The organism is Streptomyces xiaopingdaonensis, assembly GCF_000262345.1.
Classification (GTDB): Bacteria; Actinomycetota; Actinomycetes; order Streptomycetales; family Streptomycetaceae; genus Streptomyces; species Streptomyces xiaopingdaonensis.
The window spans coordinates 24252-45092 of sequence record NZ_AJTQ01000077.1; the positions used below are offsets into that span (position 1 = coordinate 24252).

15 protein-coding genes and 1 tRNA gene are annotated in these 20841 nt (G+C 70.3%); 10 read left to right on the forward strand and 6 right to left on the reverse strand.

Translation table 11 applies throughout. From position 1 onward, the window contains the following. Positions 1-112 precede the first annotated feature (112 nt). The 7 genes from UWG_RS0106590 to UWG_RS0106625 all read left to right on the forward strand — a co-directional run bounded on the left by UWG_RS0106590 (position 113) and on the right by UWG_RS0106625 (position 12001). Positions 113-703, forward strand: a complete 591-nt coding sequence (locus tag UWG_RS0106590) for a hypothetical protein (protein WP_016906409.1) — start codon at positions 113-115, stop codon at positions 701-703. Positions 704-782: 79 nt separating this feature from the next. Next, positions 783-2297: a DUF7059 domain-containing protein gene (locus tag UWG_RS0106595; RefSeq protein WP_016906410.1), complete on the forward strand. Its 1515-nt coding sequence runs from the start codon at positions 783-785 to the stop codon at positions 2295-2297. A 227-nt stretch (positions 2298-2524) separates the two neighbouring features. Then, complete coding sequence (gene topA, locus UWG_RS0106600; protein ID WP_029391222.1) at positions 2525-5416, forward strand: type I DNA topoisomerase; 2892 nt, start codon at positions 2525-2527, stop codon at positions 5414-5416. Between the two features lie 228 nt (positions 5417-5644). Next, a complete protein-coding gene (tmk, locus tag UWG_RS29575) occupies positions 5645-8764 on the forward strand; it encodes a dTMP kinase (protein ID WP_016906412.1) in 3120 nt (1039 codons plus the stop codon). A 97-nt stretch (positions 8765-8861) separates the two neighbouring features. Beyond that, entirely contained in the window at positions 8862-10070 is a 1209-nt protein-coding gene (locus UWG_RS0106615; RefSeq protein ID WP_016906413.1) for a DNA polymerase III subunit delta', read from the forward strand. A gap of 147 nt (positions 10071-10217) precedes the next feature. Next, a complete protein-coding gene (locus UWG_RS0106620) occupies positions 10218-11846 on the forward strand; it encodes an alpha/beta hydrolase (RefSeq protein WP_016906414.1) in 1629 nt (542 codons plus the stop codon). 78 nt (positions 11847-11924) lie between these two features. Then, positions 11925-12001, forward strand: a tRNA-Thr gene (locus UWG_RS0106625). Between the two features lie 369 nt (positions 12002-12370). Here UWG_RS0106625 and UWG_RS0106630 read toward each other — a convergent pair. The 6 genes from UWG_RS0106630 to UWG_RS0106655 form a co-directional block, all read right to left on the reverse strand. Then, positions 12371-12745, reverse strand: coding sequence for a VOC family protein (locus UWG_RS0106630; protein ID WP_016906415.1), 375 nt, complete (start codon positions 12743-12745; stop codon positions 12371-12373). Positions 12746-12797: 52 nt separating this feature from the next. Next, on the reverse strand, positions 12798-13724 hold the full coding sequence (locus tag UWG_RS33455) for an alpha/beta hydrolase (RefSeq protein ID WP_016906416.1): 927 nt from the start codon (positions 13722-13724) through the stop codon (positions 12798-12800). A 26-nt stretch (positions 13725-13750) separates the two neighbouring features. After that, positions 13751-15208, reverse strand: a complete 1458-nt coding sequence (locus UWG_RS33460; protein WP_202800750.1) for an MFS transporter — start codon at positions 15206-15208, stop codon at positions 13751-13753. 149 nt (positions 15209-15357) lie between these two features. Beyond that, a complete protein-coding gene (locus tag UWG_RS0106645) occupies positions 15358-15828 on the reverse strand; it encodes a nuclear transport factor 2 family protein (protein WP_016906418.1) in 471 nt (156 codons plus the stop codon). 113 nt (positions 15829-15941) lie between these two features. Then, a complete protein-coding gene (locus tag UWG_RS0106650) occupies positions 15942-16784 on the reverse strand; it encodes an SDR family oxidoreductase (RefSeq protein ID WP_016906419.1) in 843 nt (280 codons plus the stop codon). A gap of 85 nt (positions 16785-16869) precedes the next feature. Next, positions 16870-17625, reverse strand: a complete 756-nt coding sequence (locus UWG_RS0106655) for an SDR family NAD(P)-dependent oxidoreductase (protein WP_016906420.1) — start codon at positions 17623-17625, stop codon at positions 16870-16872. 216 nt (positions 17626-17841) lie between these two features. Between UWG_RS0106655 and UWG_RS29580 the strand changes: the two genes are divergently transcribed. The 3 genes from UWG_RS29580 to UWG_RS0106670 all read left to right on the forward strand — a co-directional run bounded on the left by UWG_RS29580 (position 17842) and on the right by UWG_RS0106670 (position 20785). Then, positions 17842-18318 (forward strand): Rrf2 family transcriptional regulator, encoded by a 477-nt coding sequence (locus UWG_RS29580; RefSeq protein WP_050988519.1) that lies wholly within the window; start codon positions 17842-17844, stop codon positions 18316-18318. 263 nt (positions 18319-18581) lie between these two features. After that, a complete protein-coding gene (locus UWG_RS0106665) occupies positions 18582-19532 on the forward strand; it encodes a helix-turn-helix domain-containing protein (protein ID WP_237720006.1) in 951 nt (316 codons plus the stop codon). A 197-nt stretch (positions 19533-19729) separates the two neighbouring features. Beyond that, entirely contained in the window at positions 19730-20785 is a 1056-nt protein-coding gene (locus UWG_RS0106670; RefSeq protein ID WP_016906423.1) for an aldo/keto reductase, read from the forward strand. The last annotated feature ends 56 nt before the right edge of the window (positions 20786-20841 follow it).

Genomic DNA, 20841 nt, shown 5'->3' on the forward strand with positions numbered 1-20841 from the left:
GCCCGGTGGGCGCCCCTGCGTATTTGGTGCAAATGGCTGCAATACGGGCGGAGCCATCCGGCGGCCGCCTCGCGCACCGTCCCGTCCCGTGTATGTTCCGGGCCGAACAGCCATGGAAGGGACCGAACCGGTGAACAAGAAGCTCGCGCTCGCACTCACCTCCAGTGCGGCACTCGCACTCGCGCTGACCGGATGCGGCGACGACAGCGGCGAGAAGACGGACGAGTGGGCCAAGAAGGTCTGCGACGACGTGCAGCCACAGGTGAAGAAGATCCAGGAGGCGAACTCCTCGATCAACGAGGCATCCCGCCAGAACCAGTCGTCCGAAGAGGTCAAGAAGACCGACTCGGCCGCCTTCCAGCAGATCTCCGGCGCCTACAAGTCCCTCGCCCGCTCCGTCGACGATGCGGGCGCGCCCCCCGTCGACGACGGCGAAAAGCTCCAGAAGGACGCGGTCGACGAGCTCAACGGCCTCTCCAAGCAGTACGCCGGCCTCAAGTCCACCGTCGACAAGCTCGACACCGACGACCAGTCGAAGTTCGCACAGGGCCTGAAGAACATCGCGAGCAAGCTCGACACGCTCGGCAAGAACGGCGACAGGGCGCTCAACAAGCTCCAGTCCGGCGATGTCGGCAGGGCGATGTCCGAGCAGAAGGGCTGCCAGCGTCCGTCGACCTCCGCGACCCCGCCGACGCCCTCCTGACCGTCGGCGAGGCGCCCGTGTGCACCCCCGCCGGGGCGCACCCGCTCCCGGCGCGGGGCACGCGCGTCACAATGGGCGCGTGAGTACGTACGAGCTTCCCCGCCCGGAACCGCAGACCGCAGAGCACCTCCGCAAGGCCCTCCTTGCCGCCGGCTTCACCGCCGACGGGCTGCTGGAGCTGCTGGGCGCCCCCGCCTACGCCGCGCTCGCCCGCGGCGAGACCGTCCCCGCGCTCCGAGCGACGCGCGGGGACGGCGCGTTGGAGGGGCTGATCCGGCTCTTCCTTCTGCAACAGCCCGTTCCCGCCGAGCGGGCCGGGCAGCTCCTGCCGCTCCCCGAGGCGCTCGCGGACGGGTGGCTCGCCCGCGTCGACGACGACGTGCACGCCACCGTCGACATCCGCCCCTACGGCGGCCCGGACGGAGAGGACTGGTGGATCGTCAGCGACCTCGGCTGCGCCGTCGGCGGCCGGGACGGAGCGCACCGCGGCGGCGAGGCCGACCGCGAGGTTGTGCTCGGCGTCGGCGGCGCGTCGACGACGCTCGCCGGCCTCACCCTCCGCGGCCCCGTGCGCAACGCCCTTGACCTCGGCTCCGGTTCGGGCGTGCAGACGCTCCACCTGAGCCGGCACGCCACCTCGGTGACCGGGACCGACCTCAACCCGCGCGCCCTCCGCTGCACCCGGCTCACGCTCGCGCTCTCCGGCGCGCCGGACGCCGAACTCCGGGAGGGCTCGCTGTACGACGCGGTCCGCGGCGAGGGCCCGTACGACCTGATCGTCTCCAACCCGCCGTTCGTCATCTCGCCCGGTGCCCGGCTCACCTACAGGGACGGCGGGATGTCCGGCGACGACCTGTGCCGCGGCCTCGTCGAGAGGAGCGCCGAGCACCTCGCGGAAGGCGGGTACTGCCAATTCCTCGCCAACTGGGAGCACCGCGAGGGCGAGGACTGGCGGAAGCGCGTCTCCTCCTGGGTCCCGCGGGGGTGCGACGCCTGGATCGTCCAGCGCGAGGTGCAGGACGTCGCCGAGTACGCGGAGCTGTGGCTGCGCGACGCCGGGGACCACCGCGGCGACCCGGCCGCGTACGCGGAGCGGTACGACGCGTGGTTGGACGAGTTCGCGCGCAGGGGCACGCACGCGGTCGGCTTCGGGTGGATCACCGTGCGGCGCAGCGGGGCGCGTACCCCCTCGGTGCTCGCGGAGGAGTGGCCGCACCCCGTGGAGCAGCCGCTCGGGGAGGCGGTCGCGGCGCACTTCGCTCGGCAGGACCACCTCCGCTCCGTCGACGACGCCGACCTCCTCGCGGGCCGCTTCGTCCTCGCCGAAGGCGTGGTCCAGGAACAGGTCGGAACCCCGGGTTCCGAGGACCCGGAGCACGTGGTGCTGCGGCAGCAGCGGGGCATGCGCAGGGCGACGAGCGTCGACACCGTCGGCGCCGGGTTCGCCGGTGCCTGCGACGGTTCGCTGCCTGCCGGGCGCATCCTCGATGCCATCGCGCAGCTCCTCGGCGAGGACCCGGCCGTGCTCCGGGCGCGTATGCCGGAGGCGCTGCGGCGCCTCGTCGAGCAGGGGTTCCTGGAGCCGGCCGAGTAGCGCGGGGGCGAGGGCGGGCGAAGCCGTGGCGAGTGGGAGGTTCGGCGTGGCGGGGGACATCCGGTGGCGCACCGGCAGGTCGCGGTCGTGGGGATCGGGGGGCGGAACACCTGGCTGTCGGGTTACCGTTCGAGTGGCGTTGTGGACTTTTCCCGTTTGACATGGGGGCGGGAGGTACCGTCACACTCCGCAGCGACACCCATGCCGACCGGAGAGAAGAGCGACAGTTGTCCCCGACCCGCGAGACCGCAGACGGCGGGCGCCGACTCGTGATTGTCGAGTCCCCTGCCAAGGCCAAAACGATCAAGGGCTATCTCGGCCCTGGTTATGTGGTCGAAGCCAGCGTCGGGCACATCCGCGACCTGCCGAACGGCGCCGCCGAGGTCCCCGCCAAGTACAAGGGAAAACCCTGGGCCCGCCTCGGTGTCAACGTCGACGAGGACTTCGAGCCGCTCTACGTCATCAACAGCGACAAGAAGGACCAGGTCAAGAAGTTGAAAGAGCTTCTGGCCGAGTCCGACGAACTCCTTCTCGCCACCGATGAGGACCGGGAGGGCGAGGCGATCGCCTGGCACCTGAGAGAGGTGCTGAAGCCGAAGGTCCCCGTCCGCCGCATGGTCTTCCACGAGATCACCAAGAGCGCCATCCAGGACGCCGTCGAGCACCCGCGCGAGCTCAACCAGCGTCTCGTCGACGCGCAGGAGACGCGGCGCATCCTCGACCGCCTCTACGGCTACGAGGTCTCGCCCGTGCTGTGGAAGAAGGTGATGCCGAAGCTGTCGGCCGGCCGCGTGCAGTCGGTCGCGACGCGGCTCGTCGTCGAGCGGGAGCGCGAGCGGATCGCCTTCCGTTCCGCCGAGTACTGGGACCTGACCGGCACGTTCGCGACGGGGCGGGCGGGGGACGCCTCGGACCCGAGCACGTTCGGTGCCAGGCTCAGCAGCGTCGACGGCCGCCGTGTGGCGCAGGGCCGCGACTTCGGTGCGGACGGCCGGCTCAAGGACTCGGCCCAGGTCCTCCACCTCGACGAGGAGCAGGCGCGCGCGCTCGCCGCCGCGCTGGAGGAGACGGTCTTCACCGTCCGCTCCGTCGAGTCCAAGCCGTACCGCCGCTCCCCGTACGCACCCTTCCGCACCACGACGCTCCAGCAGGAGGCGAGCCGCAAGCTCGGCTTCGGTGCCAAGTCGACGATGCAGGTGGCCCAGAAGCTGTACGAGAACGGCTTCATCACCTACATGCGGACGGACTCCACCACCCTCTCCGACACCGCGGTCAACGCGGCCCGTGCGCAGGTCACCCAGCTCTACGGCGCCGAGTACCTCCCCGACAGGCCCCGCACGTACGCGGGCAAGGTGAAGAACGCGCAGGAGGCGCACGAGGCGATCCGCCCCTCGGGCGACCGCTTCCGTACCCCGGCCGAGACGGGTCTCACCGGCGACCAGTTCCGGCTCTACGAGCTGATCTGGAAGCGCACCGTCGCCTCGCAGATGAAGGACGCCACGGGCCAGTCGGTGACGGTCCGCGTGGGAGGCAGGTCCTCGGACGGCCGCGAGGCGGAGTTCAGCGCCACGGGCAAGGTGATCACCTTCCACGGTTTCCTCAAGGCGTACGTCGAGGGCGCCGACGACCCCAACGCCGAGCTCGACGACCGCGAGCGCCGCCTCCCGCAGGTGAGCGAGGGCGACTCCCTCTCGGTCGAGGAGCTCACGGCCGACGGCCACGCCACGAAGCCCCCGGCCCGCTACACCGAGGCGACCCTGGTGAAGGAGCTGGAGGAGCGGGAGATCGGCCGCCCCTCCACCTACGCCTCGATCATCAGCACCATCCTCGACCGCCGCTACGTCTTCAAGAAGGGCACGGCGCTGGTGCCGTCCTTCCTGAGCTTCGCCGTCGTCGGCCTCCTGGAGAAGCACTTCGGACGTCTCGTCGACTACGACTTCACGGCGAAGATGGAGGACGACCTCGACCGCATCGCAGCGGGCGACGCCGAGTCGGTCCCGTGGCTGCGCAGGTTCTACTTCGGCGAGGGCGACGCGGAGGGCGCGGCCGTCGAGGCCGGAGGCGACGGCGACCACCTCGGCGGGCTCAAGGAGCTCGTCTCCGACCTCGGCGCCATCGACGCCAAGGGCGTCTCGTCGTTCCCCGTGGGCGAGGGGATCACGCTGCGCGTCGGCCGGTACGGCCCGTACGTGGAGGGCCCCCCGCAGAAGGAGGACGAGCCGGGCCACCGCGCCGACGTTCCGGACGACCTCCCGCCGGACGAGCTCACCGTCGAGTACGCGAAGGAACTCCTCGCCAAGCCGAGCGGTGACTTCGAGCTGGGCACCGAGCCGGAGACGGGTCGGGAGATCGTGGCGCGCAACGGCCGCTTCGGCCCGTACGTCACGGAGGTGCTCCCCGAGGGCACCCCGAAGACGGGGAAGAACGCGGTGAAGCCGCGCACCGCCTCGCTGCTGCGCTCGATGTCCCTGGAGACGATCACGCTCGACGAGGCGCTGAAGCTCCTTTCGCTCCCCCGGCTCGTGGGCACGGACCCGCAGTCCGAGGAGGAGATTTATGCCTACAACGGGCGCTACGGCCCCTACATGAAGAAGGGCACCGATTCGCGCTCGCTGGAGACCGAGGAGCAGATCTTCACGATCACGCTGGAAGAGGCGCTGGAGATCTACTCCAAGCCGAAGCAGCGCGGAAGGGCCGCGGCGAAGCCCCCGCTCAAGGAGCTCGGCACCGACCCGCAGACGGAGAAGCCGGTCGTCGTGAAGGACGGCCGCTTCGGTCCGTACGTCACCGACGGCGAGACCAATGCCACGTTGCGCCGGGACGACGACGTCGAGACGATCACGGCGGAGCGCGGCTTCGAACTCCTCGCGGACAAGCGGGCGAAGGGGCCGACGAAGAAGGCGGCGAAGAAGACCGCTGCCAAGAAGACGGCCGCGAAGAAGACCACGGCGAAGAAGACGGCCGCGAAGAAGACGGCGGCGAAGAAGACGGCGGGCAAGTCGACCGCGAAGAAGACGGCGAAGAGCACCGCGAAGCAGACGACGGCGAAAAAGGCGTCGTCGGACGGCAGTTCCGCCGGGGCGGAGAAGGCCGAGGCGGCGCAAGGCGCCGGAGAGTAGGGCCTCGAGGGCGTCATCCGGGCGGAAGTTCCCTGGGGGACCGGGAGTTGACTCTTTCGGGGGGTGCCCTGGGTGCCCGGGTGGACGCGGTGGGAGAGGCGCGCGTCGGGGATGCGGTGGGTTGTCCCGCAAGCTCCGAGGCCCCGCTCGTCCGTGCCACCCCTCGCCTCCCGCCCGTTTGTTCGGGCACCGCCACAAGGTGTCGGTCACTCCCGATACGCTGGCGGAATGACGCGTGCAGAGCAGCCAACGGGCGCGAACCCCACACCCGACGACGCCCTCGCCGCTGAGTCCCGCGACGGCGCCGTGGGGGCGCTGTTGCGCTTCCCGCCGCTGCGGCGGCTGTGGAGTGCACAGTTCGCCGGCGGGATCGGCGACGTCCTGGGCCTCCTGGTGCTGGTCCTGCTGGCGGTGCAGGCCGCCACCGTCCATGCGATCAGCGGGGACCCGATCTTCGGCGGCGGGTACCGCGACATCGCGCTGGTCGTCGCCGTCGTCCTCGGCGTGCGCCTGCTCGCCGTTCTCCTCTTCGGCGCGGTGCTCCTCGGGCCCGTCTCTGCGCTCGTCAACCAGGAGAAGAAGATCCTCGACCGGCGCTGGACGCTCTTCGGGACGCTCGCGTTCCGCGCCGTCGCGCTGATCGTCGCGCCGCTCTGGATCGACTGGACCCCGGGCAGCGCATTCGCGCTGATCCTCGTGACGGTCTTCACCACCGGTGTCGCCGAGCGCCTCGCCACCGTCACGAGGGACGCCGTCGCCCCGGCGCTGCTTCCCGAGCCGCCGCCCGGACTCGCCGGCGCCGAGCGGGAGTTCAACGGCATTGTGCTGCGCCCCGTCCCCGACCACCGCGAGGCGCTCGGGCGGCTCTGGCTGCGCACCGGCTTCGGCGCGCTGCCGCTCGCCGCGACCGCCCTCGTCGTGGCGACCCTCGTCGGCAACCTTCTCGGCACCGGCGTCGCCTGGTTCGCCGACCACCAGGCCGCGCTCGCCTCGTACGTCGCGGCCGGTCTCCTCGCCGCCGGCGCCTCCCTCACCTACTTCCTCGCCCTCCCCGACACCCCGACCTCCCGTCCGCGCTCCCCGCTCGAGGGGCTGCGTCGGCCGCGGTCGGCCGAGGGAACGGAGAAGGGGCGCACGGGGGCCGTCGGGCTGCTCGTCCTCGCCGGCTCCGCCGTCGGGGGTGCTCTCGCGGGGGCCGTCGGGCTCGCCGTGCTCGAGGCGTTCGACCTCGGCGGCGGTCCCGTCGCGTTCGGACTGCTGGTGCTCGGGCTCACCGCGGGTTCGGTGGCGGGCGTGCGCCTCGCGCCCCGGACGCTGCCCGCGCTTTCCCGGCGTCGGCTGCTGCCGCTCTCGCTCGCCCTCACCGGCGTCGCGCTGCTGTGCATGGGGCTCGTCCCCGACACGGCCACCGTGCTCGTGCTCTCCGTGCTCGCGGGAGCAACCGCCGGTGTGGCGGCGAACACCGCCCACGCCCTCCTCGATCAGGAGACCGAGGAGTCCCGTCGGGCCAGGACCACCGCGCACCTCCAGGCCGTCGTCCGGCTCACCGTCGCGATCTGCGCGGTGGTGGCGCCCGTGCTCGCGGCATTCATCGGCCGGCACCGCGTGGAGAGCGGCGACTTCGTCTTCGCGCACGGCGGTGCCTCCTTCACACTGATGCTCGTCGGTGCGCTGCTGCTGCCCGTCGCCGCCCTCGTCCTCGGCCGGCTCGACGACCGGCAGGGCGTGCCGCTCCGGCGCGACCTCGCGGACGCCTTCGGGGCCGACACCTCGGGCCGGGCACCGGCGGAGCACGGCTTCTTCCTCGTCCTCGAAGGAGGGGACGGAGCGGGGAAGTCCACGCAGGTCGAGGCGCTCGCCGAGTGGCTCAAGGGCAAGGGGCACGAAGTCGTCGTCACCAGGGAGCCCGGCGCGACGCCGATCGGCAAGCGCCTTCGCTCGATCCTGCTCGACGTCTCCTCGGCGGGCGTTTCCCACCGGACGGAGGCCCTCCTCTACGCCGCGGACCGCGCGGAGCACGTCGACACCGTCGTGCGTCCTGCCCTGGAGCGGGGCGCCGTCGTCCTCTCCGACCGGTACATCGACTCCTCCGTCGCCTATCAGGGCGCCGGCAGAGACCTCGCGCCGAGCGACGTCGCGCGCATCTCGCGGTGGGCGACGGACGGCCTCGTCCCGCACCTCACCGTGCTCCTCGACGTAGTGCCGCAGACGGCCCGCGAACGCTTCACCGAGGCGCCGGACCGCCTGGAGTCCGAGCCGCCCGAGTTCCACGAGCGGGTTCGCGCGGGCTTCCTCACCCTCGCCGCCGCCGACCCTGCCAGGTACCTCGTCGTCGACGCCGCGCAGGCCCCGGAGACGGTCACCACCGCGATCCAGCACCGTGTCGACCAGGTCCTGCCGCTCTCGGAGGCCGAGAAGCAGGCGCAGGAAGAGGCACGCAAGGCGGCCGAGGAGGAGGCACGCCGCAAGGCCGAGGAGGAGCGCAGGCGCAAGGAGGAAGAGGAGCGCCTGGAACGCGAACGCCAGGAACAGCTCGAGAAGTTGCGCGCCGAGGAGGAAGAGCGCAAGCGGCGCGAGGCCGAGTTCCAGAAGCAGCAGGAGGAGGCCCGTCAGGCCGAGGAGGCGAGGCGCAGAGCAGAGGAGGAGCGCCGGCGCCAGGAGGAGGAAGAGCGCAGGGAGCGCGAGCGCCGCGAAGCCGAGGAGCGCGCGTACCACGAGGAGCAGGAGCGGCTCCGCCGGCGCAAGGCCGAGGAGGAACGGCTCCGCGCCGAGGCCGAGGAGCGCCGGCAGGAACGCCAGCGCAAGGCGGAGGAGGCGCTGCTCCGCACCGAGCGTGCGCGCGAGGCCGAGCAGCAGCGGGAGGCTCCGCCCGCCGCGCCCGACGGCACCGAGGCCGACACGGCGAAGCTCCCCCAGGTCCCCGGTTCGGGCACGGGTCGGCGGCACTCCCTCTCGAAGGAGCCGAAGGCCGAGTGGCCCTCTTCCGAGGAGACGCGCCCCCTCCCGCAGGCCGAGTGGCCGGGCGAGGAGACGACCGTCCTGCCCCAGGTGCCGGAAGAGGAGACGCCGCGCCCCGAGGGCTCGGAGGCCGACACCGCCGAGTGGCAGTTCCGCCGCGAGGGCTTCGCCGCCGCCGAGCTGGAGGAGCGCACGCGCGAGTTGCCGCAGGTGGACCCGGAGGCGCAGAAGCCTCGCCGCCCGCGCCCCGAGTGGGCGGAGGAGACCCCGCTCGACGACGTCCCCTCGCTCGCCGACGAACTCCTCGGCCCGCACGGCGACGACTGGCAGCGCCCCGAGGACGAACAGCCCCGGCAGGAGGACGACGAGGACGGCCGGCGGGAGCACTGAGCCGGACCTGTGAGCGGCCGTCCGCCGCTGTCACCCCCGTCGACGACAATGGGGTGCGCGGCGGACGAGTCGTGAGAGCACAGGAAGGACGTGGACGATGGCTGTCTGGGACGACCTCGTCGGTCAGGAGCGGGCGACCCGGCAGCTCACGGCTGCCGCCTCCGACGCCGACTCGTTCGTGACGGCAGAGTCGCAGACGCCGGGCTCGGCGAGGCTCTCGGGCTCCTCCATGACGCATGCGTGGCTCTTCACGGGGCCGCCCGGCTCCGGAGTCGCCTCCGCCGCCCGCGCGTTCGCCGCCGCGCTCCAGTGCGTCAGTCCGGATCGCGCAGCGAACGGCCCCGGGTGCGGTTTCTGCGAGGGCTGCCACACGGCCGTCGTCGGGACGCACGCGGACGTCGAGGTCGTCCGTACCGACCTGCTCACCATCGGCGTCAAGGAGACCCGTGACCTCGTCCGCAGGGCGCAGCTCTCCCCCGCGGGCGGGCGCTGGCAGGTGATCGTCCTGGAGGACGCCGACCGCCTCACCGAGGGCGCGGGGAACGTCCTGCTCAAGGCGGTCGAGGAGCCGGCGCCGCGCACGGTGTGGCTGCTGTGCGCTCCTTCGACCGAGGACGTCCTCCCCACCATCCGCTCCCGTTGCCGCCACCTCGCGCTCCACACCCCGCCCGTCGACGCAGTCGCCGAAGCCCTCGTCACGCGGGACGGCATCGATCCCGAGGCTGCCGCCTACGCCGCCCGCGTCACCCAGGGCCACCTGGAACGCGCCCGCCGGCTCGCGACGGACGAGCGTGCCCGTCAGCGCCGGTCCGCCGTGCTGCGTCTGCCGGTCGAGGTCGACGAGGTCGGCAGCGCCCTGCGCGCCGCACAGCAACTGATCGACGCCGCGGCCGAGGACGCCAAGCAGGTCGCCGAGGAGCTCGACGCCACGGAGACGGAGGAGTTGCGCGCCGCTCTCGGCGGTGCCGAGGGGAAGCGGATGCCGCGCGGTACGGCGGGCGCGATGAAGGAGCTGGAGGACCGCCAGAAGCGCCGCGCCACACGCACCCAGCGCGACTCCCTCGACCTCGCCCTCACCGACCTCACCGCCTTCTACCGCGACGTCCTCGCCGACCAGTTGGGCTCCCGCGGCGAGCTCTCCAGCGTCGACGCCCAGGACGCGGTCCACCGCCTCGCCGCCTCCAGCCGGCCGGAGCAGACGCTCCGTCGGATAGAGGCCGTGCTGGAGTGCCGTACGGCGCTGAGCCGCAACGTCGCGCCGCTCCTCGCCGTCGAGTCGATGACGATGGCGCTCCGCGCGGGCTGAGCAAGCGGCGCCGTCGTCGGTGCAGGCGCGCACCGCGGCGCTGGCGCGAGCTGCGTGCGCCCCTGTCGGCCGTGGGAGGGTACGGGAGAAGCACCGGTGAGGACCGGAGCCGCGGGTGGCTCCGTCCGCGAAACGAGGGGTTGGTCCATGCACTCGAGGCTGCGTATCCGTCCGGGCCGCGGGCGGTCAGCCGCACGCCGCCCCGCCGCCGTGGTGCTCGCCGCGGCGCTCCTCGCTGCCGGCTGCTCGGCCGGCGACGGCGGAGACACCTCGGACGGTTCCTCACGAGGTGCCGGCTCGGGAGCCAAGGAACCGGGCGACCCGGAGGCGAAGCCGCTCGAGCCCCTTCCCACCGAGGTACCGAAGTCCCTGAAGCCTTACTACGCACAGAAGTTGGCGTGGGAATCCTGCGGCCAGACCGGCTTCGAGTGCGCCGACCTGCGCGTCCCTCTCGACTACGACTCCCCGCGGAAGAGCGAGGAGCTGAAGCTCTCCGTCGTCCGCAAGAAGGCCGAGGGCGACGGCCGGCGCATCGGCTCCCTTCAGGTCAACCCCGGCGGCCCCGGCGGCTCCGCGATCGACTACGTCCAGCAGGCCGCGGCCCTCTCGTACCCGCAGGCGGTGCGCGACCGCTACGACATCGTCGGCATGGACCCCCGCGGCGTCGCCCGCAGCGAGCCGATCGAATGCCTGGACGACGCCGGGATGGACACCTTCACCACGGTCGACCAGACCCCGGACGACGCCGAGGAGGTCGGTCGACTCACCTCCGCGTACAAGAAGTTCGCCGAGGGGTGCAAGAAGCGCTCGGGCGCCCGCCTCGCCCACGTCTCCACCACGGAGGCCGCCCGCGACATGGACCTCCTCCGCAGCGCACTCGGCGACGACAGGCTCTACTACCTGGGCGCCTCCTACGGTACCTACCTCGGTGCGACGTACGCCGGCCTCCACCCGCAGCGAGCGGGCCGCCTCGTCCTCGACGGCGCGATGGACCCGTCCCTCAGCTCCCTCCGCATCAACCGCGAGCAGACGGGCGGCTTCGAGACCGCCTTCCGCGCCTTCGCGGAGGACTGCGTGGGGCGCACCGACTGCCCGCTCGGCACCGGTTCGGTGAAGGAGGCGGGGGAGCGCCTCGCCGCCTTCTTCAAGAAGACCGATGCGCGCCCCCTCAAGACGGACCAGCAGGGCCGCCGCCTCACCGAGTCGCTCGCCACCACGGGCGTGATCCGCGCCATGTACGACGAGGGCAGCTGGCCCGCCCTCCGCGAAGCGCTCAAGGACGCCCGGCGCGGCAACGGTTCGTCCCTCCTGATGCTCTCCGACGACTACTACGAACGCTCCCCCGACGGCAGTTACTCCAACATCATGTACGCCAATCCGGCGGTCAACTGCCTGGACATTCCAGCCGCGTTCGACGGCCCCGCAGACGTCCGCAAGGCGCTGCCCTCCTTCGAGAAGGCGTCCCCCGTCTTCGGCCGCGGCTTCGCATGGGCAGCCCTCAACTGCGCGTACTGGCAGGCCGAACCGGCGGACGAGCCGCACACCATCGAGGCGAAGGACGCCGACCCCATCGTCGTCGTCGGCACCACCAGGGACCCTGCGACCCCCTACCGCTGGGCAGAGGGCCTCGCCGCCCAACTCTCCTCGGCCCGCCTCCTCACCTACGACGGCGACGGCCACACCGCCTACCTCCGCGGCAGCTCCTGCATCGACTCCGCCATCAACGACTACCTCCTCTCCAACAAGCCCCCCAAGGACGGCACCACCTGCTCCTGACCCCCACCAGGGGCCGGTCGGAACCACCCACGCCAACCCTGTAGACTTACGTTCGCCGCAGCCCCGACGGGCTGCCACGCCGCCTTAGCTCAGTCGGCCAGAGCGACGCACTCGTAATGCGTAGGTCTCGGGTTCGAATCCCGAAGGCGGCTCCATGGTGAACCCCAGGTCAGGCCTCTGACCTGGGGTTTCTTCGTTTATTGACCGTGCGATCCGGGCTATTCGGACATTCGTGGTCTATGCATCGCAATGCGTAGGTCGCGGGTTGGCGCGCTGTCGCCAGCTGTCCATCACGCGGCTTTGACCTGCTCCTTAGGGGCGCTGCACCGTCGGACTGACTTTTTATTCCGTGGCTCCGGTGGACATCCGGTGGACGGGCGTGCTCGGTGCTCTGTCAGGAGTGAGCCAAATCGACGGCCGCTGTCCCGCTCTGCCACAGGCAGCGTGGCGCCCGCGACCCCTCTGCTGGTCTGGGCCTCACAGCTCGTCGCGGTGCTTCGGACCAGGACGCGAACCAGGCGGTGCTACTCGGGACGCTCGCAGACAGCCTCGATGTTGTTGCCGTCGGGGTCACGTACGAAGGCGGCGTAGTACGTGTCGTGATACTGCGGCCAGACTTTCGGTGGGTGCAGGACCTCAGCCCCCACGGCGACAGCGGCCGTGTGGAAGGCGTCGACCGCCGACCGGTCGGAGGCGGTGAAGGCCAGGTGGCTCTCGCGAGCCCGGGAACCGTCAGGTCCCGGTACAGGGCCGATCCAGAACTCGGGGCGTTCGTCGCCGTATCCGATGCGGCCTTGGTGCTCGATGCGGCGGCCGGCGCCCAGGGGCGCGAGCACGGCGTCGTAGAACGCGGCACTGGCCGGTACATGTGCGGTCTGGATTTCCACGTGGTTCAGCACCAGTCCTCCTGTTTCGTGTGAGGCGCCGAGGTTCGACGAGGGGCAGCGGTCATCAGTCTTGATAGCCGAAGAAGGCCCTGATCTCGTGCAGGACGCGATCGGGGGCCTCATGCGACATCCAGTGCCCGCTCTCGACCGCTGCTCCGGTCACGTGCGGCGCGGCGCTGCGAATCCCGCAGAGCAGCCCCTCGAACAGGCGGGTCTGGGCGAGGAAGCGGACGGGGATCGTGAGCGGATCGGCCATGAAACGCCGGTTGTCCGCTTCGTCCTGCGGCCAGGCCTGGTAGAGACGTGACCCGTTGTGCATGACCCCCGGGCGGGAGTATGCGCGGGTGTACTCATCCACCGCGTGCGGCGGCACCGGCTCCTCGACACCGGGCGAGTTGGCCCGGTAGAAGTACTCGAGGTACAGACGTTCACGGCCCGCAACGAGCTGCTCGAACAGTGGCTCCTGGGAATGGAACGAGAAGTGGTAGGACAGCGGCTTCACCTGCTCGTACGACAGCTCTCCGCCGGTCACGGGGAAGTCCATCATGAGAAGGCCGGAGAACTGCTCACGCCACTGTGCCACGAGGGCGTAGGCGACGGCGCCACCCGCGTCGTGGGCGACGAGCTGGACACCGCTGGTGTACCCGAGCTTGGTCAGGAGCCGGTGGACGTAGCGCGAGAGGGTCGCCTTGTCGTGCGACGCGACGCTCCCACTGGAGTCCCCGAATCCGGGCAGGTCGACGGCGATCACGGTATGGCCGGGGAGCAGATCGGCCATGATCGTGCGGTAGGCGTACCAGGTCTCGGGGAACCCGTGCAGCAGCACGATCGGGTGCGGTCCGTCGCCGCCCACGACGTAATGCATCTGCAGGCCGTCGACGGTGGTGAAGCGGTGCTTGAAATGCTCGTTGAACTGTGGGTCGTCGCGTGTTGCGGCGTCGTGTCCCTGGCTCAGTGGGGTTTCCGAAGCGAGCAGTCCGGTAGGGGTCACGGGAGATTCTCCTTGAAGTGTCGGGGTTAGGAATGCGTCGTGGTCGGCCGGGAGGAGCCGCGTCGGACGAGGGACGTGAGAGCGGTGAGTACGGCCAGTGCCGAGATGACGCCGGCGAGGTAGAAAGCCGGAGCGATGCCGGAGGCCACCTGGCCGGGTTCCCCGGCACCGATGTAGACGGCCACGATCACGGCGATGCCCAGGGATCCGGACACCTGCTGGACCATCTGCAGGAAGCCGGACATCGAGCCGGTGTGTTCCGGCGGAAGATGGTCCATGATCATGACGGTGGCCGGGGTGAACACCAGGGCGGCACCGAGGCTGTGGACGACCAGCGGTGCCAGCACACCGCCGCCGTATGTACTGCCGCTGTCGAGTTGCGCGAACCAGACGAAGCTGACCGCCACGAGCACGCTCCCGGCCACGAGTGGTCTGGCGGGTCCGACGCGCCGGATGACCGCGGGAACGAACTGGGTCACCGTGAGGATGGTGCCGGTGAGAGGGAGGAAGGCGAGGCCGGCCGTGAGCGCGCCCATGCCGAGGCCGCGCTGGAGGTACTGGACCAGTATGAACAGCAACGAGAAGTGGACTCCGACGATCAATCCCATGACCACGAGCGCCGTGGCGCGGCCGGTGTGCCGTAGCAGTGTCAGGTCCAGCAGTGGATGGGCGGCACGCTGCTCGATCAGTACGAACGCGACGAGCAGGACGGCGGCGAGGACGAAGGCGAGAATGGTCGGCACGGTCGCCCAGCCGGCTTCGGCGGCGTGGATGAACCCGTAGACCAGGAGCAGCGAACCCGGAGTCGCGGTGACGGCGCCCGCGATGTCGACGCGCCCGCGGACCGGCGCGCTCTCGCGTACGAGTCGGTGGACCACCGCTACGACCGCGGCACCGACCGGAACATTGATGAGCAGTCCCCACCGCCATGAGGCGAAAGCGGTCAGCGCACCGCCGAGGATGAGGCCGAATGACGAGCCGATGGCGGAGGCCGCGGTGAACATGGCCAGGCTGCGACGTCGGGCGGCTTCGTCCCTGGCCATGGCCGCCAGCAGGGAGAGGACGCTGGGCGCGGCGATGGCGGCGCCCACTCCCTGAGCGACCCTGGCGGTGATCATCGTGGGCGCGTTCGGAGCGAGCCCGGCGGCGAGGGAAGCCGCGGCGAACAGGGCGGTGTGGATGGTGAAGACCCGCACTCGTCCGAAGGCGTCACCGAGCCGGCCACCGAGGAGCATCAGGCCGCCGAAGGCCAGGGCGTAGGCGTTGGGAACCCATGACAGTCCAGCTGCGGAGAACCCGAGCGCGCTCTGCACCTGTGGAAGGGCGACCGTGACCACCTGTGCGTCGAGTTGCAGCATCAGCTGAGCGGTGAGCACGGCGGCGACGGCCAGCGCGGCGTGCGGCGGCACCTCGACGCGGCGACCCGCAAGGGACGGGAGAGGTGTCGGTCCCGTCCCGGTCCTGAGTTCTTCACGGACAGACATATGGGCGCCTCGGAGGTAGGGCACGGATAAGGAGATTGATGTGGCTGCGACGGTTACCGAATAAAGATCGGTAACCGCCCTGGTACTTCGCCCGCGAGGGCAGCACACGCGCCCAGCTGGGCCGGCAGCGCCTTGCCTGCGCCGGCGGGTCAGGCGCCGGTGACCACGCTCGGCTCGCCCGTGGTCCACGAGGTATGCAGTACACGGCGGTCGATGCGCCATCCGTTGTTGGTGCGGACGAAGGAGTCGATGTAGGTGCCGCCGGTGTGGTAGAAGCCGGTTCCGAGGTGGTGGTGGGCGATGACCTGCGTTCGCGTGCGCACTCCCTCAGCGGTGGGCTCGAACCAGATCGCGCCCAGGAAGTGCTGGGTGGCGTCGAGGCGGCCCATGAGGCCGCCGATGGCTCCTGCGATGCCCTGCGCCCCACGTGCCATCACGCCGGTGAACGCGTCGCCGCCCGGGATGTAGCTCTCGAAGGTGTTCTCAAGCTCTGCGGTCTCGGTGAACACATCGGCGAGTTGCTCGAAGTCGCGGCCGTCCAGTGCCTTGGCGTACCCGAGGAGCACTGACCGGATCTCGGCTTCGTCGCGGCCGTCAATGTGCGGGTGGTTCAGTGTCATTGCTCTTGCTTCCTTGCTTCCTTGGTTCTGGCAGCGTGCGATGCGCTTCGCCGGCGGGTGGTGGGGCCAGTGCGTCATGCCGCTGTGGTGGTCCGGGAGTGATGGCCGGCAACTCAGTGGTCGGTGGTCTGCGCTGTGGCGTGCTGGGCCCGGTGTTCGGTGATCCGCCCGGTCAATGCGTCGTCGATGGCGGTGAAGGCGTCGCTGCCCAGGGGAAGTCTGCGGGGCGGGTTGGCCGAGGTGGCGGACTCGATGATGGCGCGGGCCATCTTCACGGGGTCGCCGACGCTGTCGGCCGTCACGGCTGCCGGTTGGGCGAGGTAGCGGCGCAGTTCTCCGACGGGCCCGCTCTGGTAGGCGTCGAGCGGTTCGCTGACCCGCAGGCGGTTGAAGAAGTTGGACTTGATGGTGCCGGGTTCGATGAGAGTGATGCCGATGTGGAAGGGGGCGAGTTCGTCGTGGAGGGAGTCGAAAAATCCTTCGACCCCCCACTTGGCCGCGTGGTAGACGCTGGCTCCGGCCATGCCGGTTTGACCTGCGGCGCTGGAGATCTGGGTGAAGTGGCCCGATCCCTGGTTCCTGAGATGCGGCAGTGCGGTGCGGAGAAGGTTGATGGGGGCCACGAGATTGGTGTCGAGTACGGCCCGGATGCCCTGGTCGTCGAATTCCTCCGCCGCGCCGTACAGGCCGAAGCCGGCGTTGGACACGATGTGGTCGACGCGGGCCAGTTCCTGGAAGGCGGCGTCGACGACGGTTCGCAGGCGCGCGGTGTCGGTGACGTCGAGTTCGGCAGTCCACAGGCGCTGTCCGTAAGTGCTCTTCAGCGGCGCGAAGGTGGTGGTGTCGCGTGCGGTCGCGGCGACGCGGTGACCATCGTCGAGGAGTGTCTCGGTCAGTGCCCGGCCCAGGCCGGCTGAGGCGCCGGTGATGAGCCAGGTGCGGGCGTCGGGTGCCATGTCGGTTCTTTCTGGACGGCTGGTCTTTCTGGACGGCTGGTTCAGAAGGCCCGTGAGGCCGTGTGACCGGTGGTGGGGTGAGCGGTCACATCTGGCCCATGCCGCCGTCGACGAAGAACTCGGCGCCGGTCGTGAAGGAGCTCTGGTCGGAGGCCAGGAACACTGCGGTGGCGGCGACTTCTTCGGGGCGGCCGATGCGGGCCAGCGGGACGATGCTGCTCACCTGGTTCCGGTGCTGTTGCTGGGCTTCTTCGTCGTGCGCGCCGGCCGAGACGTAGGTGGCGGGAGTATCGATCGGGCCGGGGCTGAGGACGTTGACGCGGATGCCGCGTTCGGTCAGTTCGTAGGCCCAGGAGCGGCCCAGGCTGCGCACGGCGGCCTTGGTGGCGCCGTACAGGCTCATCCGGGGAACGTTGCGGGAGGCGCTGATCGAGCCGACGAGGGTGATGGAGCCGCCGGCCGTCATCAGGGGCAGGGCTTTCTGCACGGTGAACAGAGTTCCGGCGACGTTGACGGAGAAGTGCCGTTCGTAGTCTTCCTGCGTGATCTCTTCGAGAGGGATCACGCTGCCGCTGCCCGCGTTGACGAAGACGGTGTCCAGCCGCCCGTGGCGGTGCGTGATCGCGCTGATGACCTTGTCCACAGCATGCGGATCGGCGACGTCGCCCCGGATGCCTGCTGCACGGGCGCCGAGGCTTTCGACGGCGGCGTCGAGTTCTGCTCGCCGGCGGCCGGTGATGTAGACGAAGGCCCCCTCCTCGATGAAGCGCCGGGCGGTGGCCAGACCGATGCCCGCGCTGCCGCCGGTGACGAGGGCGATCCGGTCGGAAAGCAGTCCCATGATGGGTTCCTTCGTGAGAGGGGTGTCGGGCCGGGAAAGGCCGCGTCACAGCACCTGTAACTGAAGTGCTTACAGGGCAACTAAAACAGTTACACCTCTGCGTGGCAAGCCGGGTTTCCACCCGTCCGTCGGCAGGGTTGTGCTGTATCTGTTCTTGTTACAGTTGTGTGAGGGGGCCCTTCGGCAACCGCAGGCCCCGAAGACGTGAGGAGCAGCGTGAGCGCGAACAGCCGCATGAGCCTGGCCGTGCACATCCTGACCTGGCTGGCATACGACCGGCGCGGCACCGACAAGGAGACCGCGACGTCGCAGCGCATCGCGACAAGCGTGAACACGAACCCGGTCGTGATCCGGCGGAGCCTGGGCCGGCTGAAGGACCATGGACTTGTGACCATCGACCACGGCAAGGGCGGCGGCTGGAGCCTTGCCCGCGACGCCGCGTCGATCACCTTGCTGGACGTGTACTGCGCGAGTTCGGACGATCCGGTCTTCGGCCTGCACGCCTCGGATCCGGACGCGGAGTGCTATGTCGGCTACGGCATCCAGCCCGTCCTGACGAGGATCTATGACCGGGCGACCGAAGCCCTGCGCCAGTCACTGGCGCAAGACACCATCGCGGATGTGCTTCGCGAGACCGTGGCCGTGTATGCGGCAGGAGACCACCCGCCCCCGCAGCCTCGGGTCTCCTCGTGAGACCGGGCCTCTGCTTCGCACTGGAGATCACATTCACCCGACGGCCGCCGCGCCCGCCGTGCCCGGCACGCCGCGGCCCGGCCTCCGGATACGCGGCGGTACCCGGGTGCGGCACACCTAGGAAGTCACGTCCTTCCAGAGACCGTGCGCTGAGAGCAGAGTGCCGGACAGAGGCGCGGTCCGTGCGGGGGCGCGCCACAGTGCTGCGCACCGTGAGGGTGGGTGGAGATCCGGCACCGCACGCCTGGAGAGCCGCAATGAGGATGCGTGTGCCCGCAGTACCCGCCGGTGACACCGGTGGGACCGCCAAGAGGGAGGAGGGCGCGTCGGACAACGCGCTCGGCGACTATCTCCGTCTCTGTCGTGCCCGGCTGGATCCGTGGACGGCCGGTCTGCCGGTCGTCGCGTCGGGCCGTCGGGTGAAGGGACTTCGCCGGGAGGAGATCTCCGTCCTGACGGGAATCAGCGCGGATTACTACAGCCGCCTGGAGCAGGGGCGCGAGCGGAACCCCTCGGCGCGGGTTGTGGAAGCGCTCAGCCGAGCGCTCCAACTGGACTCGGACGCGCGCGGTCGCCTGTTCCGTCTCTCGGGTATCAACCCGAGCCTCGGTCCGGACAGCATGCCGGCGCGTGTGCATCCGGCGCTGCTGCGGCTGCTGGAGGATTCGTCCCCTGCGGTGGCCTACGCGCTGAGTCCCTGTCTCGATGTCCTGGCGGTCAACCAGCGCGCGCGAGCTCTGCTGTCTCCCTTCGGAAGTGGAATCAACCTGGCCCGGGCCCTGTTCACTCATTCGAAGGCGCGTGTCTTCTTCGCGGAATGGCCTCGCGCCGCTGCCGCCACCGTGCAGACGCTGCGCCACAACGCACTCCAGTGCCCCGAAGACATCGACATCCCGGATCTGGTCGGCGAGCTGTTGGCTCGATCAGCGGACTTCAGTTGTCTGTGGGAGAGCGGCACGGAGGCTGATCTGGCCCGTGCGTACGGCGCAGTCGTCCATCCGGACGTAGGTCCCCTGGAACTCACGTACACGACCTTCAGCCGGCCGGACGCCCCGGGGCAGCGCCTGCTGGTGGGAGCACCCTCGCCCGGAAGCCGCAGCGCCCAGGCCCTCACCTATCTGACGGCGACGAGTGCTCCCCCCAGCCAGTCGGCTGCGGCTCACCGAAGCCGCAAAGCCGCGCTTGTCGACGTCACCGCGGCCACGCTGCGGTGACGCCCTCCACACGACGTTCAGCGACGTCGACCACATCGCTTCGCACGGGATGTGTCGTTCTTGCGACGCTGCGGCGTCGCAGGTCCGTGGCCAGCCTGGGTGTGGAGCACCCAGGCTGGTGGAGCCTCCCTTGTCGGTGATGGTTCGGGGAGTGTGGTGGACGCAAGCACTCCGCTGTAGCTCGACCAAGGAATGACATGTCTCTCGACTCGTATCGCACGCTCGGCCGCTCCGGTCTGCGTGTCAGCCCCCTGGCCTTCGGTGCGATGACCTTCGACGACGGCAGCTGGGGTTCGGCCCCGGAGGCCTCGTTCGGTCTGCTGGATCACTATCTCGACGCCGGCGGCAATTTCGTCGACACCGCGAACATGTACAACGGCGGTGCCTCGGAGGAGACGCTCGGCAGCTACTTCGCGCGACGGCCTGGGCGCCGTGACCGCATGGTCCTGGCGACGAAGTTCGGTGGCAGCATGGCGGCCGACGACCCCAACTCCGGCGGTGCCGGCCGCAAGGCGATCCGGGCCCAGCTCGACGCCAGCCTCAAGCGGCTGAACACCGACTACATCGACCTGTACTGGCTGCACCAGTGGGACCGGCACACCCCGATCGAGGAGACCCTCTCCACTCTGACCGATCTGGTTCGTGCGGGGAAGATTCACGCGATCGGCCTGTCCAACGTGCCGGCATGGTGGGTGGCCGAAGCCGCCACCGTGGCCCGGCTGCGCGAGTGGGAGCCGGTTGCCGCGCTGCAGGTGGAGTACTCGCTGCTCGCCCGCAGCGTGGAGGGAGAGACCTTCGGTGCGGCCCGGCGCTTCGGCCTCGGCGTGACGCCGTGGTCTCCGCTGGCCAGCGGGGCGCTGTCCGGCAAGTACTCGCGTGAGACCACCGAGGTGGCGGGCTCGGGACGCGCGGCCTATGCGGGGGTCCACCTGACCGAATCGACGTTCGTGCTGCTGGACGCGCTCAAGGAGATCGCGGACGGTCTGGACACCACGGTCGCGGCGGTGGCGCTGGCCTGGGTGCGTCAGCGTGCGGAGGTCACATCGACGCTGGTGGGTGCTCGCACCCATGAGCAACTCGTCGCCAACCTCGCCTCGCTCGACGTCACGCTCACCGAGGAGCAGACCGCCGGACTGGACGCGCTGACGGAGCCCACCCTCGACTACCCGCACTACATGGTCGATTCCATGGTCGGCTTCCAGCAGGGTGATACCACCGTCAACGGCCTGGCGGCCAAGGCGTTCGTCCGCTGAACACTTACGTTGAGACACCCGCGGTGGCACAGTCGGCCGGATGCGGGCGGAATCCC

Excerpts from the sequence above, each read along its gene's own strand:
- UWG_RS0106590 (WP_016906409.1), top strand. The coding sequence starts at position 113 with ATGGAAGGGACCGAACCGGTGAACAAGAAGCTCGCGCTCGCACTCACC.
- tmk (WP_016906412.1), top strand. The coding sequence starts at position 5,645 with ATGACGCGTGCAGAGCAGCCAACGGGCGCGAACCCCACACCCGACGAC.
- UWG_RS0106615 (WP_016906413.1), top strand. The coding sequence starts at position 8,862 with ATGGCTGTCTGGGACGACCTCGTCGGTCAGGAGCGGGCGACCCGGCAG.
- UWG_RS0106620 (WP_016906414.1), top strand. The coding sequence starts at position 10,218 with ATGCACTCGAGGCTGCGTATCCGTCCGGGCCGCGGGCGGTCAGCCGCA.
- UWG_RS33460 (WP_202800750.1), bottom strand. The coding sequence starts at position 15,208 with ATGTCTGTCCGTGAAGAACTCAGGACCGGGACGGGACCGACACCTCTC.
- UWG_RS0106645 (WP_016906418.1), bottom strand. The coding sequence starts at position 15,828 with ATGACACTGAACCACCCGCACATTGACGGCCGCGACGAAGCCGAGATC.
- UWG_RS0106650 (WP_016906419.1), bottom strand. The coding sequence starts at position 16,784 with ATGGCACCCGACGCCCGCACCTGGCTCATCACCGGCGCCTCAGCCGGC.
- UWG_RS0106655 (WP_016906420.1), bottom strand. The coding sequence starts at position 17,625 with ATGGGACTGCTTTCCGACCGGATCGCCCTCGTCACCGGCGGCAGCGCG.
- UWG_RS0106665 (WP_237720006.1), top strand. The coding sequence starts at position 18,582 with ATGCGTGTGCCCGCAGTACCCGCCGGTGACACCGGTGGGACCGCCAAG.
- UWG_RS0106670 (WP_016906423.1), top strand. The coding sequence starts at position 19,730 with ATGTCTCTCGACTCGTATCGCACGCTCGGCCGCTCCGGTCTGCGTGTC.